Origin of the sequence: Sphingomonas sp. R86521 (assembly GCF_042466235.1) — a bacterium.
Classification (GTDB): Bacteria; Pseudomonadota; Alphaproteobacteria; order Sphingomonadales; family Sphingomonadaceae; genus Sphingomonas.
Window position 1 is genome coordinate 3,605,786 of record NZ_JAXHBY010000001.1, and the last position, 15,850, is coordinate 3,621,635.

Below are 15,850 nucleotides of genomic sequence, written 5' to 3' on the forward strand. Positions count from 1 at the left end.
GGTCCTACAATGTCACGCCGAAGCGCGCGGCGATGGTAACGCTCGCGAAATAGAGTGCGATCGTCAGGACGCAACCGGCAGCCAGCGACAGCGCGAAGCCGACGCCGTGCCGCAGCAGCGCCGGGATCAGCAGAAACATCGGCAGCGACGGCAGCACGTACCAGAACGTCGCCTCGGCATGCGCGGCCAGGCGGACGCGGTCGCCGGTGTCGTGCCACAGCCAGATCATGCCCAGCACCGACAGCAGCGGCAGCGACGCGACCAGCGCGCCGAATGCCGGATTGCGACGCGCGACGAGGGCGATCAGCGCGACGACGATCCCCGACAGGATCGCACGGACCGCGAACTGCAGCATCATCCCGGAATCTGCTGGGAGATGCAGTGGAAGCTGCCGCCGCCGGTCAGGATGTGGTCGGCGCGCTGGCCGACGACGGTGCGATCGAGGAACAGCGCCTGGATCGCCGCCACCGCGGCGGCGTCGTTCTCCGCACCGTAAAGCGGCACGACGACTGCGGCGTTGCCGATGTAGAAGTTCATGTAGCTGGCCGGCACGATCTCGTCGTCGCGCAGCACGCGGCCGGGCGACGGGATCGTCACCACTTCGAGCCCGGCGGCCTCTGCATCGCGCTTGGCGTGCTGATAGACCAGCCAGTTCGGGTCGTTCTCGGTCGCCTGCGGGATTGCGACGCGGCCCTCGCCGACGAAGCGCGCGAGATTGTCGACATGACCGTCGGTATGATCGTTGAGCAGCCCTTCGCCCAGCCAAACGACCGTGGTGAACCCCAGGTCGTCGCGCAGGCGGGCGCTGATCTCGGCCTCGGTCAGGGTCGGGTTGCGGTTGTCGTTGAGCAGGCATTGCCGGGTCGTCACCATCACTCCGGTGCCGTCGCCGTCGATCGCGCCGCCCTCGAGCACCCAGTCGCAGGCATGCACCGACAGGTCGCGGGTGGTGGCCAGTCGGTGGCCGATGCTGTCGTCGCCGGGCAGGTCGTATTTGCCGCCCCAGCCGTTGAACTCGAAATCGCGCGCGCTGCCGTCGCCGGCGATGATCGGCGCGGTGTCGCGCAGCCAGATATCGCCGAACGGCTCGACCACCACCTGCGCGAACGGCGCGAGCCGCGCGGCGACCTCGCCGGCTTCGTCATCGGCGGCGACGAGGATCACGGTCTCGCCCGCGCCATCAGCGTGGACGGCGCGCGCGAACGCGACGACTTCCTCGCGCGCTGGGTCGAGGTCTTCGCGCCACAATTCGGGGTGGCTGGGAAAGCCGATCCAGACGGCTTCGTGGTGCGCCCATTCGGCCGGGGGGGGTATCGTCACTTATTTGGCTCCTGCGCGATCGCGGTCGCGAATAGTGCGGAATTCCGCGGTCTTGTACCAGTTCGGCCAGAGCGTCGTATCGTCGGCGAGCGTGCGACCCAAGCCGTAATAGATCGTCAGGTCCTCGATCGCGCCGGACCAGTTCCAGCTGGCGTCATACTGGTCCTGCGGCTTGTGATAGCGGTGCGCGACATAATCCTCGCGCGCGGCATGGCCCGCCGCGGTGCCGCCGACCACCAGATCCTCGCCGCTGCCGCCGTCGAGCATCGGCACGCCGAGCTTGGCGAAGCTGAAATGATCGGAGCGGTAATAGCTGCCGCGCTCGGGGTTCGCCTCGGTCCCGATCACGCGGCCCTGGGCGGTGACGAAGGGCTTCACCAGATCCTCGATCTCGGACTTGCCCGCGCCGACCAGCACGAAGTCCTTGGCACGGCCGTTGATGTTGAGGCCGTCCATGTTGACCCCGCCGACGGTGCGCGCGAGCGGGTAAATCGGGTGCTCGGCATAGTAGCGCGACCCGAGCAGCCCGGATTCCTCGGCGGTCACCGCCATGAACGCGATCGAGCGCTTGGCGGGACCGGCTTTGGCCTGTGCCTCGGCGAGCGCGACCAATCCGGCGACGCCGCTCGCGTTGTCGAGCGCGCCGTTGCAGATGTCGTCGCCATCGACCGCGTCGCAGCGGCCGAGGTGATCCCAGTGCGCGGTGTACAATACGGTATCGCCGGGCGCGGTGGTGCCGGGAAGGACGCCGATGACGTTCTTCGACGCCTGGCGGCGGATCGCGGTATCGAACGATGCGCTCATCTTCAGGCCCAGCGGGACCGCCTTGAACCCCTTGACCCTGGCGGCGGCAGCAAGGGCCGCATAGTCCTTGCCGGCGCTGGCGAAGACGCGTTCGGCGGCGCCCTTCTGGATCCAGCCGATCACCTGGCTCTGGTCCAGATGGTCGCCCTTTTCGTCGAGCTCCAGCTGAGGCCCGGTCCAGGACGACTGCACCACTGCCCAGGGATAGGCGGCGGGTTCGGTGTCGTGGACGATGATCGCGGCGGCCGCGCCATGCTTCGCCGCATTCTCGAACTTGTAGGGCCAGCGCCCGTACCACGTCATCGCGCGACCCTCGAACGGGCCATCGCGCGACATCGTCTGCCAGTCGGGGTCGTTGATCAGGATGACGACGGTCTTCCCCTTCACGTCGACGCCGGCATAATCGTCCCAGCCCTTTTCGGGCGCGGTGACGCCGTAGCCGACGAACACGACGTCGCTGTTCGCGACCGCCGATCGGGGCGCGACGCGGTAGGTGCCGGCGACCATGTCGGTGCGATAGGCGAGGCTGACGGGCGCCTTGCCGCCGGTGAAGACATAGGGCGCGACGTTGGCGGCGGTGAGCTCGACCATCGGCACGTCCTGCGTCCATCCACCCTTGTTGCCGGGCTTCAACCCCGCCGCCTGGAAGCGCTTGACGATGTACGCGACCGTCTTGTCCTCGGCAGGCGTAGTCGGCGCACGGCCCTCATAGGCGTCGGACGACAGTTCCTGCGTGACCGCCTTCAGCGTCTCGACGGAAATGGCAGGAGCTGGCGCCGATCGGGTCTGGGCCGCGAGCGGCATCGGCAAGATGAGCAAGGCGGGGATGAGGCAACGCATCGGGCGGTCTCCGGTCGGACGAGTGCGCTCTTTTCGCATCGGGATTCGGACTTGTCCACGAACCGGCACGAGAATCGATCCAAGCGATTGCAAGCGCGGCCGGCTGCGATACTGTTCGCAGGGGATTGAAAATAGGGGGATTCAGTGAGGGTTAAATCTTGGTTGGCGCCGGCTGCGTTGCTGCTGGCGACCGCGATGACGACGACAGTGACGGGCAGCCTGCAGGCCGCGGAGCCGAGCGACGCGGCGAAGCGGTTCGGCGCGCGCGACAATGTGATCGGGGTGACGATATCCCCCGACGGCAAGTCGCTGGCGGTGATCCAGCCGACCGCGGGGCGCGGCGCGGTGCTGTCGGTCGTCGCGATGGACGGCAGCACCGGGCTTAAACCAATCCTGCGATCGAGCGGCAATCCGGAACGGCTGCAATATTGTCGCTGGTCGACCAACACGCGGCTGGTGTGCGGACTGTACGTCATCGACCAGATCGGGACGTCGTTCTACGGCTTTACCCGGCTGTTCTCGCTCAATTCGGACGGCAGCGACCAGAAGCTGCTGAGCGCACGCGCCAACCAATATTCGCTCGGCATCGCGCTGGGCGGCGGCGGCGTGATCGACTGGCTGGGCGAGAAGGGCGACGGCAGCGCGCTGATGCAGCGCTATGTCGTACCCGAGATGACGACCGGGCACCTGACCGCGCAGACTAGCGAAGGCCTGGCGGTCGAACGCGTCGACACCCGTACGCTCGACCGCACGATCGTCGAGCAGCCGCGCGGCGGCGTCGCGGGGTATATCACGGATGGTCGCGGCGTGGTGCGGATCATGGCGCGACGCCCGACCACCACGCTCGGGCAGAGCAAGGACCGGTATGATTTCCTCTATCGCCGCAAGGGCAGCCGCGAATGGCTGCCGCTGACGACGGTGACGATATCGGGCGGCCGCGCCAAGGGATTCGAGCCCGAGGCGGTCGATCCCGATCTTGACGTCGTCTACGGGCTGGATTCGTCCGGCGGTCGCATCGGCGTATACAGCATCGCGCTCGACGGCAGCATGACCAAGAATCTGGTGTTCGAACGCCCCGACGCCGACGTCGATCAACTGGTCCAGGTCGGCCGGCAGGGCCGCGTCGTCGGCGCCAGCTGGATCACCGACAAGCGCGAGACCGCGATGTTCGATCCCCCGCTCAAGCAATTCGCCACCTCGCTGTCCAAGGCGTTGCCCGGCGCGCCGCTGACGAGCTTCGTCGATGCGAGCGCAGACGAGCAGAAGTTGGTGATGTTCGCCGGCGCCGATACCGATCCGGGACGCTTCTATCTGTTCGACAAGGCAAGCAAGAAGCTGGCGGAGATCCTGCCGATCCGTCCGCAGTTGGCGAGCTTGAAGCTGGCGACGGTCAAGCCGATCAGCTTTCCCGCCGCCGACGGCACGATGGTCCCGGGCTATCTGACGCTGCCGCCGGGCAGCGATGGGCGCAACCTGCCCACGGTCGTACTGCCGCATGGCGGCCCCTGGGCGCGGGACGAGTGGAATTTCGACTGGCTGCCGCAGTTCTTCGCCAATCGCGGCTATGCCGTGCTGCAGCCCAATTACCGCGGATCGACCGGTTACGGCGACAGCTGGTTCCAGCAGAACGGCTTCCGCTCCTGGAAGACCGCGGTCGGCGACATCGACGATGGCGGTCGCTGGCTGGTAAAGCAGGGGATCGCCGACCCCGCCAAGATGGCGATCGTCGGCTGGTCCTATGGCGGCTATGCCGCGCTGCAGTCGGGCGCGGTCGACCCGACTCTGTTCAAGGCGATCGTCGCGGTCGCGCCGGTCACCGATTTCGAGATGCTGCGCGAAGAGTGGAAGGGCGACTCGACGCCGGCCTCGCTCGACCAGACGTTCGGGACGCGCATCACCGCTGAGGAGGGGTCGCCAGCACGCCATGCCGACCGGTTCGCGGCGCCCGTGCTGCTATTCCACGGCGACCGCGACCAGAACGTCTCGATCCGCGAAAGCCAGTTGATGGCGTCGCGTTTGAAGGGCGCGGGCAAGTCGGTGCAACTCGTCGAATATAAGGGGCTCGACCACCAGCTCGACGACGATGTCGCGCGGACCGACCTGCTCGACAAGGCGGACAACTTCCTCCGCACCGCGATGAAGATGTGACACGAAAAAGGGCGGCCCCTCGCGGGACCGCCCTTTTTCTATCTCTGGACCGCGCCGCGGCTAAGCCGCGTCGTCGGACGGTGCCTGGGCACCGCCGGCCGGTCGTCGAATTCTACTCGCTTATCGCGAGTAGAATTCGACGACCAGGTTCGGTTCCATCTTCACCGGATAGGGCACTTCGTCGAGCGTCGGGACGCGCGTGAAGGTGATCTTCGCGGCGCCGTCCGGAGCAACGTAATCGGGGATTTCGCGCTCGGCGAGGCTCTGTGCTTCCATCACCAGCGCCATTTCCTGCGCCTTCGAACCCAGCGTGATCTCGTCGCCGACGAAGCAGCGGCGCGATGCGATGTTGCACTTCACGCCGTTTACGCGGACGTGGCCGTGGCTGACCAGCTGACGCGCGGCCCACACCGTCGGCGCGAACTTGGCGCGATAGACGATCATGTCGAGACGCTGCTCGAGCAGGCCGATCAGGTTCTGGCCGGTGTCGCCCTTCATGCGTGCGGCTTCGGTGTAGCAGGCGCGGAACTGCTTCTCGGTGACGTCGCCGTAATAGCCCTTGAGCTTCTGCTTGGCGCGCAGCTGGATGCCGAAGTCGCTGACCTTGCCCTTGCGGCGCTGGCCGTGCTGGCCGGGGCCGTATTCACGCTTGTTGACCGGGCTCTTGGGACGACCCCAGATGTTCTCGCCCATGCGACGGTCGAGTTTGTACTTCGCGCTTTGACGCTTCGACATAGATAATCCTTGGCAATAGCTAACGACGGACCCGCGCCATCGCTGGCACGGATCATTCCCGGTATCGCCTGCTTGGATCCGAAGATCGGCAGGGCCGCCGCTTCACCGGGGTGCGGGGCCTGTCGCGAAGCCGCGGCCTCTGGCAGAGAGGCGCGCGCAGGTCAAGGTCAGTGCGCGCGATCGTTACGATAGCGGTCGGCATTGGCGGCGTTGGCGGCGTCGATCGCCTTCCATTCGGCGGCAGTGTGGCAGGTCCGCTCGCCCATGATGCTGCCGGTGGTGTCCAGTCGTCGGCATTTCGGCTTTTCGACCACGGGTTTCGCCGGGGACGATACAGCGGGCGTCGGCGTTGCGGTCTGAAGCGCGAGAGCAAGCAGCATCAGCATAAGGGCGCACTTTCATCATGTCGGCGCGACGACCGCGCCGGTTTATCAGTAAATACTACTGACTGATTTCGATATGCCCAGCTCAATTTCAGGCTGGGTGGTTTTGGGCGTGGGTTTAGAACGGGGGTTTTGCGAAAGGCCGCCGGTCTGGACATGACGCAGCACCGGGCTATGGAACGCCATGTCCGAAACGCCCCTTCCCGGCCCCGCCTGCACCACGATGATCGAGGTCCGCGTCGGCGTCGACACGCTCGACCGCGAACTGGTCGCACTGCTCGCGCGTCGGTTCTCGTACATGGACGCGGCCGCACGCATCAAGCCTGGCCGCGACGCCGTCCGCGACGAAGACCGCAAGGCGCAGGTTATAGAGAATGCGCGTGCCGAAGCCGTGGCGCTTGGCGTGCCCGAGGCCGTAGTCGGCGACCTGTGGGAGACGCTGGTCGAGGCATCGATCGCGTACGAACTGGCGGCGTTCGACCGGCGGTAGCGCGCGGCTTGTTTGTCGTTGCGACCTGTTACTCCGAGCCCTGACTTTCGTCAGGCTGACGAACGGGGGCAGGCCGCGGCCGCTTGCCAGCCAGCGCCGAGAGCACGCCGCGCAGCGTGCGGATCTCGAACGACGACCAGGCGGGCTTGGTGAGCAGGGTTCTGAGCGTCCGCCGCAGCGCAGGGCCGCGATCGGTCGGGAAGAAATAGCCTGCCCCCTCCAGCATGCCGTCGAGCTGCGCGATCATGCCGTCCAGCTCGTCCTGCGATGACGGCACCGGCATCTCGACTTCGGGTGGTTGCGCCAGCGCGACGCCCTTCGACCATTCATACGCGACCAGGATCACCGCCTGGGCGAGATTCAAGCTGCCGAACTCGGGGTTGATCGGCACCGTGATGATCGTCCGCGCGACCGCGACGTCGTCGGTCTCCAGCCCCGATCGCTCGGGCCCGAACAGGATCGCAGAGCGGCCGGGGCCGGCATGGATCGCAGTGCCGGCGACTTCGGGCGTGACGACGGGCTTGGTGACGCCGCGTTTCCGGACCGTGGTCGCATAGACGTGTTCGCAATCGGCGACCGCATCGGCGACGCTGTCATAGACCTGCGCATTCTGGAGCACGATGTCGGCACCGCTGGCGGCAGGGCCGGCCGACGGGTTGGGCCAGCCGTCGCGCGGGCTGACCAGACGCATCTCGACCAGCCCGAAATTGAGCATCGCGCGCGCCGCCTTGCCGATGTTCTCGCCGAGTTGCGGGCGGACCATGACGATGATGGGGGGTAGAGTTGCGGCGCCGCTCATGTCCGACGCGGGGGTGTCGGTTGTCACTCGCGGCCGACCTCTTCGACGCTGCCGGCGAACGCCTCGAAATCCTTCGCTTCGCTGAAGTCGCGATAGACGCTGGCGAAGCGGATGTACGCGACCGAGTCGAGCCCCTTGAGCCCGTCCATCACCATCTCGCCGATCCGCTTCGACGTCACCTCGTTCTCGCCCAGCGTCTCGAGCTGGCGCTGGATGCCGCTCACCAGCTTCTCGATCCGTACCGGCTCGATCGCGCGTTTCCGCGTCGCGATCGCCAGCGAACGCAGCAGTTTCTCGCGATCGAACGCCTCGCGGCGGCCCTCGCTCTTCAGCACGAACAGGTCGCGCAGCTGGATGCGTTCGAACGTCGTGAACCGCGCGGCGCACCCCTCGCACTGGCGCCGGCGCCGGATAGCCGCCCCGTCTTCGGTGGGGCGGCTGTCCTTTACCTGGCTGTCTTCATGTCCGCAAAATGGGCAGCGCATTCAGACCGACTTCTTACCCTTGTAATAGGCGTAACCGGCGCCTGCGAGCGCGCCGAAGATCGGGCCGATCACCGGGATCGGAATCGCCACGACCGCGCCCAGCGCGCTCCACTTGGCCATGCTCTTGCCGAGCCCGGGGGTGCTCTTCACGTCGTTCTGGATCTCATCGAACTTCGACATGGATTATCCTTCGTAGATGGGGAAGCGTGCGCACAGGGCACGCACACGGGTCCGAACGTCCGCCTCGACCTCTGGGTCCCCGTGCTCGCCGTTTTGACGCAGCCCCTCGAGCACGTCGGCGACCATGTGGCCGATCTCGCGGAACTCGGCGGGGCCGAAGCCGCGGGTGGTGCCCGCGGGCGAACCGACGCGGATGCCGCTGGTCTTGACCGGCGGGAGCGGATCGTTGGGGATGCCGTTCTTGTTGCAGGTGATGCCGGCGCGCTCGAGCGCTTCGTCGGCATCCTTGCCGGTGATCCCCAGCGGGGTCAGATCGACCAGCGCCAGATGCGTGTCGGTGCCGCCCGAGACGAGGTCGGCACCGCGCTCCTTGAGGGTTGCTGCCAGCACCTTGGCGTTCTCGACGACGGCGGCGATGTAGCTCTTGAAGTCGGGCTGGAGCGCTTCGCCGAACGCGACCGCCTTGGCGGCGATGACGTGCATCAGCGGACCGCCCTGCAGCCCCGGGAACACCGCCGAGTTGAACTTCTTCGCCAGCGCCTCGTCATTGGTCATGATCATGCCGCCGCGCGGGCCCCGCAGCGTCTTGTGCGTGGTCGTGGTCACGACATGCGCGTGGCCGAACGGGGTCGGGTGAAGGCCCGCCGCGACGATCCCGGCGAAATGCGCCATGTCGACCATGAAATACGCGCCGACCTTGTCCGCGATCGCGCGGAAGCGGGCGAAGTCGATCGTGCGGGGATAGGCGGAGCCGCCGGCGATGATCAGTTTGGGCTGGTGTTCGACGGCCAGTGCCTCGACCTGGTCGTAATCGATCAGGTGCGTGACCGGGTCGACGCCGTACTGGATCGCATTGAACCACTTGCCCGACATCGCCGCGCGCGCGCCGTGGGTCAGGTGGCCGCCGGCGTCGAGGCTCATGCCCAGGATCGTCTCGCCGGGCTTGACCAGCGCGAGCATCACCGCGCCGTTGGCCTGCGCCCCCGAATGCGGCTGGACGTTGGCGAAACCGCAGCCGAAAATCTGCTTTGCGCGCTCGATCGCGAGCGTCTCGACCTCGTCCGACGGCGCGCAGCCCTGATAATAGCGCTTGCCGGGATAGCCCTCGGCGTATTTGTTGGTGAAGACCGAGCCTTGCGCCTGCAGCACCGCCTTCGAGACGATGTTCTCGGACGCGATCAGCTCGATCTGGGTCTGCTCGCGATCGAGTTCATGTTCGATTCCCGCGAAGACGGCGGGGTCCGCGTCGGCGAGGTCGCGGGTGAAGAAGCCGTCCGGCTGGACGTCGGTGAGGGTCTGGGGCTGGGTGCTCATGCGAATTCCCTTAGCATGTCGACTCGGTGTTGGTGGCGGCCACCGGCGAAGTCGGTGGTGAGAAAAGCGTCGATACAGGCCTTCGCCATTTCCTCGCCGATCAGGCGGGCGCCGAGCGCGATGGCGTTGGCGTCGTTGTGCGTGCGCGCCAGAGCTGCGGACAACGGTTCGGAGACCAGCGCGCAGCGGCACGCCGGGTTGCGGTTGGCGGCGATCGCGATGCCGACCCCCGAGCCACACAGCGCGATCCCGCGTTCGACGCGACCGTCCGCGAGCGCGGCGGCGACGGCAAAACCATAATCGGGATAGTTCACGCTGGCGGTACCGTCGGTGCCGAGGTCAAGCACGTCGTGACCGCTCTCGCGCAGCCAGGCGGCAAGCGTGGCTTTGAGCGAATAGGCGGCGTGGTCGGACGCGATGGCGATGCGCATCGGGCGGGTTCCTGTGGCGGACGGGACCTTCGCGGCTTTACCGGCAGGCGGCTGGGAATGCCACACCTGTTCGCGCGGTTCGTTCGGGCCGGGGGAACGCGGTCAGGGGACGAGCCGTTGTCGAGGCATCCCAGGTTAAGGCGGACCCGCTTCATGCCCCAAATTCCCGCAAGTACCGAGCATAGCCGAAAGATCTTCCGTCATTGCGGACGGGCACACGGGGCGGTCCTCCTGCTGCTTGCGCTCGCAGCGTGTTCGGGCCCCGCGCCCGAGACGCGCAGCGACGGCAACATGACCTCGGCCGGCGCGATCGACAACAGCGTGCTACCCGAACCGGGCCCCGCGGCGAACGTCGCGCAGGCTGCGGCCGCACCGGTCGACTATGCCGGGCGCTGGGTCGGCGTGGAGGGCATGTATCTCGACATCACGGCCGCCGGCACACCGGGACGCTTCCGTCTCGCCATGCAATGGGACCTCGACAACAAAGGCACGTTCGAGGGTACGGCGAAGGGCGATACGATCGTGTTCGAGCGCAACGGCGTCGGCGAAACGCTGCGCCCGACCGATGGCGATGCGACCGGGCTCAAATATCTGGCGGGCAAGACGACATGCCTGACGGTGAAGCCCGGCGAAGGCTATTGCCGCAAATGATCCAGCCGCTAGGCTGGTGCCTGTGACGCCCTCTTCCTCCACCGCCGATACCGCCCGTGCCTATCTGGCGGACATGCTGTTGCGAACCGGCACGGAGGACCGTGCGGCGTTCGACGAACTGTACCGGCTGACCAACGCGAAGCTTTTCGGGATCACCCTGCGTATCTGTGGTGAGCGACAGGCCGCGGAGGACGTGCTGCATGACGTCTATATCACGATATGGAGACGCGCGAGCGGCTGGGAGCCGGGGCGGGCGAGCCCCATTACCTGGCTGGCGACGATCGCACGCAACCGCGCCATCGACTGGCGGCGTGCGCAGGGCGTGCGGCGGACCAGCCCGATCGACGACGTCCCCGACATCGCCGACCCCGGCGAGGGTGCCGAGCGCATGATGCTGGCCAACGAGGATGCGCAGCGTCTGCTCGATTGCCTGGACGGGCTAGACGGGCAACAGCGCGACGCGATCCGTACCGCATTCTTCGACGGCGTGACCTATGCCGAGCTCGCGATAGCCCGTGCGGTGCCGCTCGGGACGATGAAAAGCTGGGTTCGCCGCGGCCTTGCGCGGCTGAAGGATTGCCTGCGTGGCTGACCCCGAACTTCATGCCGATCTGACGGCCGCCGAACTGGCGCTCGGCTTGCTGGAAGGCGACGAGCGCGCCGCCGCGCTGCGCCGCGTCCTCGCCGAACCGGGATTCGCCGCCGATGTCGAATGGTGGCGTGAGCGGTTCGCGGCGCTGTTCGACCTGTGGCCCGAGGTCGCAGCCGGACCGCATGTCGCGGCACGGATCGCAGCGACCCTCGACGGTGCCGTCGTCGCACCGGTGCGGCGACTGGCGTGGCCGGTGCTGGCCATCGTCAGCAGCGCGATCGCGGCGTGCCTGTTGCTGTTTATCATCGTCGATCCGCGACCGAGCGTACCGGTGTCTCAGCCAGTACCCGCTGCACGGCCGACCAGCCTGCTGGTCGCGACGCTGGATGCGGGCGAAGCCGGACCGGTCGCGGCGGCATTCGATGCAGCCGCAGGGTCGCTGCGGATCGCGGCGGCACCGGCAGTCGATTCGGGCAAGGTCGCGCAGTTGTGGGCGATCGGCGGCGACGGCGTGCCGCATCCGCTGGCGCTGCTGGCAGCCGCGCCAGCGACGCTGCGGCTGACCGCGGCGAATCGCGCGCGGATCGTCGCTGGCGCGGTGCTGGCGATTTCGGTGGAGCCGACCGGCGGGTCGCCGACCGGGCTTCCGACCGGGCCGGTGATCGCGAAGGGTGTGCTCTCGCGGGTCTGATCCCCCGCATCGCCGCTCTTTCCGTCATCCCGGCGAAAGCCGGGACCCAAGGTTACAGATGCTGCACAGTGTTACTCTGGGTCCCGGCTTTCGCCGGGATGACGAACAGGGTCGACGCTATCGAACCGCCGCGCGCAACGTGGCGCGGACGCCGGTATGGGTCGGGTCGTATTCGACGATCGACTGCAGGCTCTGCGCCATCGCGCGGATCAGCTTGGTGCCGAGGCCAGTCCCACGCGGGGTGGCGTCGGCGGGCATCCCGCAGCCATCGTCCTCGACCGCGAGCAAGAACGCGTCGCCATCCGCCCGAAGCGCGACGCGGACTTCGCCGCCGCCGGACGGATAGGCGTATTTGCACGCGTTGGTGACCAGTTCGGTGACGATGATGCCCAGCGACACCGCGCGATCAGTCGGCAGGCGGATCGGCTCGGCGGCGATGCTGAGCGCGCGCGGCAACGCGTCGGTCGACCATGTCTCCGCAAGTTCGTCGACCAGCGCGCCGAGATATTCGCGCATGTCGACGCTCTCGACGTCGTTGGTGGTGTACAGCCTGCGATGGACCTGCGCGATCGCCTGGATCCGGCGCTGGGTATCCTCCAGCGCTTCGCGCGCGGACGGATCGGTCAGCGCGGTCGACTGCAGCCGGACCATCGCCGAGACGAGTTGCAGCGAGTTGGCGACGCGGTGGTTGACCTCGCCCAGCAGCGCCTCGAGCCGCGCGTTGGTGGCGCGCAGTTCGGCTTCCGCCGCGGTCTTGGCCTGTTCGAGAAGCGCACGCGCATGCACCTGCTCGAAGGTCGCGGCGAGCAGGTCGAAGAAATCGTTGCCGACAGTCTTCACCACGTAATCGGCGGCGCCCGCCTTCAGCGCGGCGACGGCGATGCGGCCTTCTTCCGATCCGGTCACATAGACGATCGGTGGGGTATCGGGCAGCTTTTGGAGCTCGGCGAGCGTCTCCAGCCCATCCATGCCGGGCATGTAGTGATCGACCGCGATCAGGTCGTAGCGGTCGGCGGCGGCGCGCACGCACCCTTCGGCGCCACCCTCTGCAACCGTCACCTCATAGCCGCGCCGGCCGAGCGCACGCGCGGCCAGCCGGCGGATCCCTGCGTCGTCGTCTATGTAGAGGACCCGCGTCACGCCTTTGCTACGCCTCGATCTCGGGAACCTGGATCACCGACAGGAACAGCCCGAGCTGGCGGATCGCGGTCGCGAAGCTCTCATAGTTCACCGGCTTGGTGATGTAGACGTTGCAGCCGAGATCATAGCAGCGTTGGATCTCGATCTTGTCGTCGGTGGTGGTCAGCACGACGACCGGGGTGCGGCGCAGCGGGCTGCCTTCCGCCTTGATCCGCACCAGGATGTCGGTGCCGCTCATGTCGGGCAGGTTGAGATCGAGCAGGATCAGCGCGGGGCCGTTCAGCGCCGGCCCTTCGGGTGCGTTGAACAGGAAGTCGAGCGCGGTGGTGCCGTCGGTGAAGTGGCGAATCCCGTTCGAGATACCGGCGCGGCGAATGTTCTTCTCGATCAGGCGGGCATGGCCCTCGTCGTCCTCGATCATCACGATGCCGACGGTCTGCGGTGCGTTCATGCTTTTATATCCTGGACGGTCAGTGTCTTTGGCAGGTTGAGACGGAACGTCGCGCCTTCGCCGAGTTCCGAGCTAAGGTCGATGGTGCCGCCCAGACGATAGGCTAGCGCGCGGACATGCGCGAGCCCGATCCCTTCGCCGGGCTGGTCCTGCGCACCCGATCGGCGGAACAGGTCGAACACCCGGGCATGATCGCGCGCATCGATGCCGCGGCCGTTATCGGCCACCGACACCATCACCCGCCCGCGCTCCTCGTGCCCCGATACGACGATGACGCCGGGCCGACCGGGTTTCAGGTATTTGGTCGCGTTCTCGATCAGGTTGGACAGGATCTGCTCGATCGCGAGGCGGTCGCTGACGACCCCGGGAATGACGCCCTCGACGGAAACGGTCGCGCCGCGGTCCTCGATGATGTGCTGCATCGACCCGTGGATCGCACCGACGATCTCGGCGATGTCGAGCGGTTCCGGGGTGATGACGCGGCGTCCTTCGCGCGACAATTTCAGGATCGCGTTGATCAGCCGGTCCATCTTCTGCGTCGAGGTGCGGATGAAACCGACCGCCTCGGGCAGGTCCTCGCGCACCGCGAGCCGGGCCTCCTCGGTGACGATATCGGGCGCGATCGCCTCGGCGCGTTCGAGCAGCTCCTCCAGCGGTGTGATCGTGGCGGCAAGCTCGGCGGTGAACCCCATCACGTTGACCAGCGGCGAGCGCAGGTCGTGGCTGACGATATAGGCGAAGCGCTGGATCTCGTCGTTCGCGAGGCTGAGGTCGGCGGTGCGGGTCGCGACCTGGTCCTCGAGCGTCTCGTTGAGCATGTTGAGGCTGTCGCGCGATCGCGTCAGGTCGCGGGTGTAGCGCATCACCGTCGCGACCGAGAGGATCGCAACGACCAGCAGGATCAGCCCGGCGATCCCCAGCACGCCGTAGAAGGCGCGCACGCTGCGCATCTGGTCGGCGTCGCGGATCTTCAGCAGGCGGCGTTCCTCGTCCGCCATCTGCGCGGCGAGGCTGCGGATCGTCTTCATCCGCTTGGCCCCGGTCTCGCCGAAGAACGCGGCAATCGCCTCGCGCCCACGGCCCTGCCGGACCATCGACACGGTCAGGTCGCGCTGGCGCTGCAGGTCTGCGACGAGCGTGACCAGCCGTGCATAATTGGCGCGCTGCCTAGGATTGTCCGCGGTCAGCTGCCCGACGCGCGCCAGGATTGCCGGCTGCCTGGCGCGGTTGGCCAGATAGGTTTCGAGATAGACCGGCGCGCGGGTGATCAGATAGCCGCGCCGCGGGGTCTCGCCCTGCTCGATCGCGATGCTGGCGTTGGCGATCGCCAGTTCGACCTCATAGGTGTGGTTGACCCAGCGGACATGCTCCTGGTTACGCCCGGTCAGCCAGCCGGCGGCCACCCCCGCGGCGATCAGGCTGGCGAACCCGAGGACCATGCAGGTCAGCAGCACGCGACCGATCGGCCGGTTGTTCGTGACGAGCTTGGTCCGGGTCTGCGGCATCGCCGCCTGCTAGCGCTCCAAGGACCGGAACGCCAGCGACGGTGTATACTAAATGTTCTTCCACAGGCGCCTGGAATAGGTGCGCACGGACTATAGCAACAGGTCCTGCGCGCTCGGCCGGCCGACCGCGCCGCCGCCGGTACGACGGTCCATCTCGGCGTTCGCGGTGAAGCGGATGTCGGGGTCGCGATCGGTCAGGAACCCCATCAGCGATTCGTGGTCGATCTCGCGCCAGTCCTTGCCGCGATCGGGGCCATAGCGGACCCGCGGGATCAGCCCGGGGTTGGTCGACCATTCGATCAACTGCGCCACGCTCGCCTCGTTGAGCTGGTCGCGCAGGTGGAACGCGGTGACGTACGCGTCGGGGAACGCCCGATGCGCCGGCAGCCCGCGTTCGTGGTCGATGCCGTGCGGCCGCCGCCAGTAGCGCAGCACCTGGTTCGAGAAGCTCGGCGAATCGGGCCACAGCCGCAGCGCGCACTTCCACGTGCAGATCCAGTCCGCCCCCTTGGTCAGCGTTGCGGTGCAGAACTGCTGTTCGAAATCCGCCCGGTGCGCGGCAAGCGCGATGCGCCGCGGCCACGGATCGAGCACCCGGCGCGCGACGTCGTGCCAGAACGGCGCGTCTGCGACCTGTTCGTCGAGGATGTGGTGGATCGCCTGCGTGACCGGCGGGATCGGACGCCCCGGATTGACCAGGATGCTGCCCCCCTCGCCCGACAGCTCCCAACGGCCGTCCTCGCCCAGCGCGACGTCCTGCCAGCCGATCTCGCACACGCCGTGCGCGGGAGGAGCGGCACCGGTCGTCTCTAGGTCGACGACGCGAATGATCTGGGGCTGGGGCTTTGGAGGCATCGAGGGCTAGGTGGGCGTTCGGGGGAAGAAATGCCA

General features: G+C 67.2%; 19 protein-coding genes. 5 read left to right on the forward strand and 14 right to left on the reverse strand.

What is annotated here, in order from left to right; all coding sequences use genetic code 11:
* Positions 1–4: 4 nt before the first annotated feature.
* The 3 genes from SJY20_RS16640 to SJY20_RS16650 are packed head-to-tail and all read right to left on the reverse strand — an operon-like array spanning position 5 to position 2,928.
* Entirely contained in the window at positions 5–355 is a 351-nt protein-coding gene (locus SJY20_RS16640; RefSeq protein ID WP_380788104.1) for a DUF3147 family protein, read from the reverse strand.
* A complete protein-coding gene (locus SJY20_RS16645) occupies positions 355–1,320 on the reverse strand; it encodes an agmatine deiminase family protein (protein ID WP_380788106.1) in 966 nt (321 codons plus the stop codon). The genes SJY20_RS16640 and SJY20_RS16645 overlap by 1 nt, the downstream gene beginning before the upstream one ends.
* Complete coding sequence (locus SJY20_RS16650; protein WP_380788108.1) at positions 1,321–2,928, reverse strand: M28 family peptidase; 1,608 nt, start codon at positions 2,926–2,928, stop codon at positions 1,321–1,323.
* 198 nt (positions 2,929–3,126) lie between these two features.
* Here SJY20_RS16650 and SJY20_RS16655 point away from each other — a divergent pair, with 198 nt between their 5' ends.
* Positions 3,127–5,112 (forward strand): alpha/beta hydrolase family protein, encoded by a 1,986-nt coding sequence (locus SJY20_RS16655; RefSeq protein ID WP_380788110.1) that lies wholly within the window; start codon positions 3,127–3,129, stop codon positions 5,110–5,112.
* 120 nt (positions 5,113–5,232) lie between these two features.
* On the opposite strand, the gene rpsD is transcribed toward SJY20_RS16655, so the two are convergent.
* Positions 5,233–5,847, reverse strand: coding sequence for a 30S ribosomal protein S4 (gene rpsD / locus SJY20_RS16660; protein ID WP_380788112.1), 615 nt, complete (start codon positions 5,845–5,847; stop codon positions 5,233–5,235).
* 167 nt (positions 5,848–6,014) lie between these two features.
* Positions 6,015–6,227: a hypothetical protein gene (locus SJY20_RS16665; protein ID WP_380788114.1), complete on the reverse strand. Its 213-nt coding sequence runs from the start codon at positions 6,225–6,227 to the stop codon at positions 6,015–6,017.
* A 187-nt stretch (positions 6,228–6,414) separates the two neighbouring features.
* Between SJY20_RS16665 and SJY20_RS16670 the strand changes: the two genes are divergently transcribed.
* Complete coding sequence (locus SJY20_RS16670; RefSeq protein WP_380788116.1) at positions 6,415–6,720, forward strand: chorismate mutase; 306 nt, start codon at positions 6,415–6,417, stop codon at positions 6,718–6,720.
* A 28-nt stretch (positions 6,721–6,748) separates the two neighbouring features.
* Here the strand turns inward: SJY20_RS16670 and SJY20_RS16675 are convergent, their stop codons facing one another.
* From SJY20_RS16675 to rpiB, 5 genes are read right to left on the reverse strand one after another with little or no spacing between them, the layout of a single operon-like run.
* A complete protein-coding gene (locus SJY20_RS16675; protein ID WP_380788763.1) occupies positions 6,749–7,519 on the reverse strand; it encodes an RNA methyltransferase in 771 nt (256 codons plus the stop codon).
* Positions 7,520–7,542: 23 nt separating this feature from the next.
* Positions 7,543–8,004, reverse strand: a complete 462-nt coding sequence (nrdR, locus tag SJY20_RS16680) for a transcriptional regulator NrdR (RefSeq protein ID WP_380788117.1) — start codon at positions 8,002–8,004, stop codon at positions 7,543–7,545.
* Positions 8,005–8,184, reverse strand: a complete 180-nt coding sequence (locus tag SJY20_RS16685; protein WP_380788119.1) for a hypothetical protein — start codon at positions 8,182–8,184, stop codon at positions 8,005–8,007.
* 3 nt (positions 8,185–8,187) lie between these two features.
* Positions 8,188–9,498 carry a serine hydroxymethyltransferase gene (glyA, locus tag SJY20_RS16690; protein ID WP_380788120.1) on the reverse strand — a complete coding sequence of 437 codons (1,311 nt, stop codon included), beginning with the start codon at positions 9,496–9,498 and terminating at the stop codon, positions 8,188–8,190.
* Entirely contained in the window at positions 9,495–9,929 is a 435-nt protein-coding gene (gene rpiB, locus SJY20_RS16695) for a ribose 5-phosphate isomerase B (RefSeq protein ID WP_380788121.1), read from the reverse strand. The genes glyA and rpiB overlap by 4 nt, the downstream gene beginning before the upstream one ends.
* A gap of 153 nt (positions 9,930–10,082) precedes the next feature.
* Here rpiB and SJY20_RS16700 point away from each other — a divergent pair, with 153 nt between their 5' ends.
* The 3 genes from SJY20_RS16700 to SJY20_RS16710 are packed head-to-tail and all read left to right on the forward strand — an operon-like array spanning position 10,083 to position 11,863.
* Positions 10,083–10,580 (forward strand): hypothetical protein, encoded by a 498-nt coding sequence (locus SJY20_RS16700; RefSeq protein WP_380788123.1) that lies wholly within the window; start codon positions 10,083–10,085, stop codon positions 10,578–10,580.
* A gap of 22 nt (positions 10,581–10,602) precedes the next feature.
* The gene (locus SJY20_RS16705; RefSeq protein ID WP_380788124.1) at positions 10,603–11,172 is read left to right on the forward strand and encodes a sigma-70 family RNA polymerase sigma factor; all 570 of its coding nucleotides are present in this window, start codon (positions 10,603–10,605) and stop codon (positions 11,170–11,172) included.
* Entirely contained in the window at positions 11,165–11,863 is a 699-nt protein-coding gene (locus SJY20_RS16710) for an anti-sigma factor domain-containing protein (RefSeq protein WP_380788126.1), read from the forward strand. The genes SJY20_RS16705 and SJY20_RS16710 overlap by 8 nt, the downstream gene beginning before the upstream one ends.
* A gap of 117 nt (positions 11,864–11,980) precedes the next feature.
* Here SJY20_RS16710 and SJY20_RS16715 read toward each other — a convergent pair whose 3' ends face one another.
* The 4 genes from SJY20_RS16715 to SJY20_RS16730 form a co-directional block, all read right to left on the reverse strand.
* Positions 11,981–13,003, reverse strand: a complete 1,023-nt coding sequence (locus SJY20_RS16715; protein ID WP_380788128.1) for a sensor histidine kinase — start codon at positions 13,001–13,003, stop codon at positions 11,981–11,983.
* Positions 13,004–13,010: 7 nt separating this feature from the next.
* Positions 13,011–13,454, reverse strand: coding sequence for a response regulator (locus SJY20_RS16720; RefSeq protein ID WP_380788130.1), 444 nt, complete (start codon positions 13,452–13,454; stop codon positions 13,011–13,013).
* On the reverse strand, positions 13,451–14,959 hold the full coding sequence (locus tag SJY20_RS16725) for a CHASE3 domain-containing protein (RefSeq protein WP_380788132.1): 1,509 nt from the start codon (positions 14,957–14,959) through the stop codon (positions 13,451–13,453). Before SJY20_RS16725 ends, SJY20_RS16720 begins: the two co-directional genes overlap by 4 nt.
* Before the next feature lie 90 nt (positions 14,960–15,049).
* Positions 15,050–15,814, reverse strand: coding sequence for an exonuclease domain-containing protein (locus SJY20_RS16730; RefSeq protein ID WP_380788134.1), 765 nt, complete (start codon positions 15,812–15,814; stop codon positions 15,050–15,052).
* Positions 15,815–15,850: the final 36 nt, after the last annotated feature.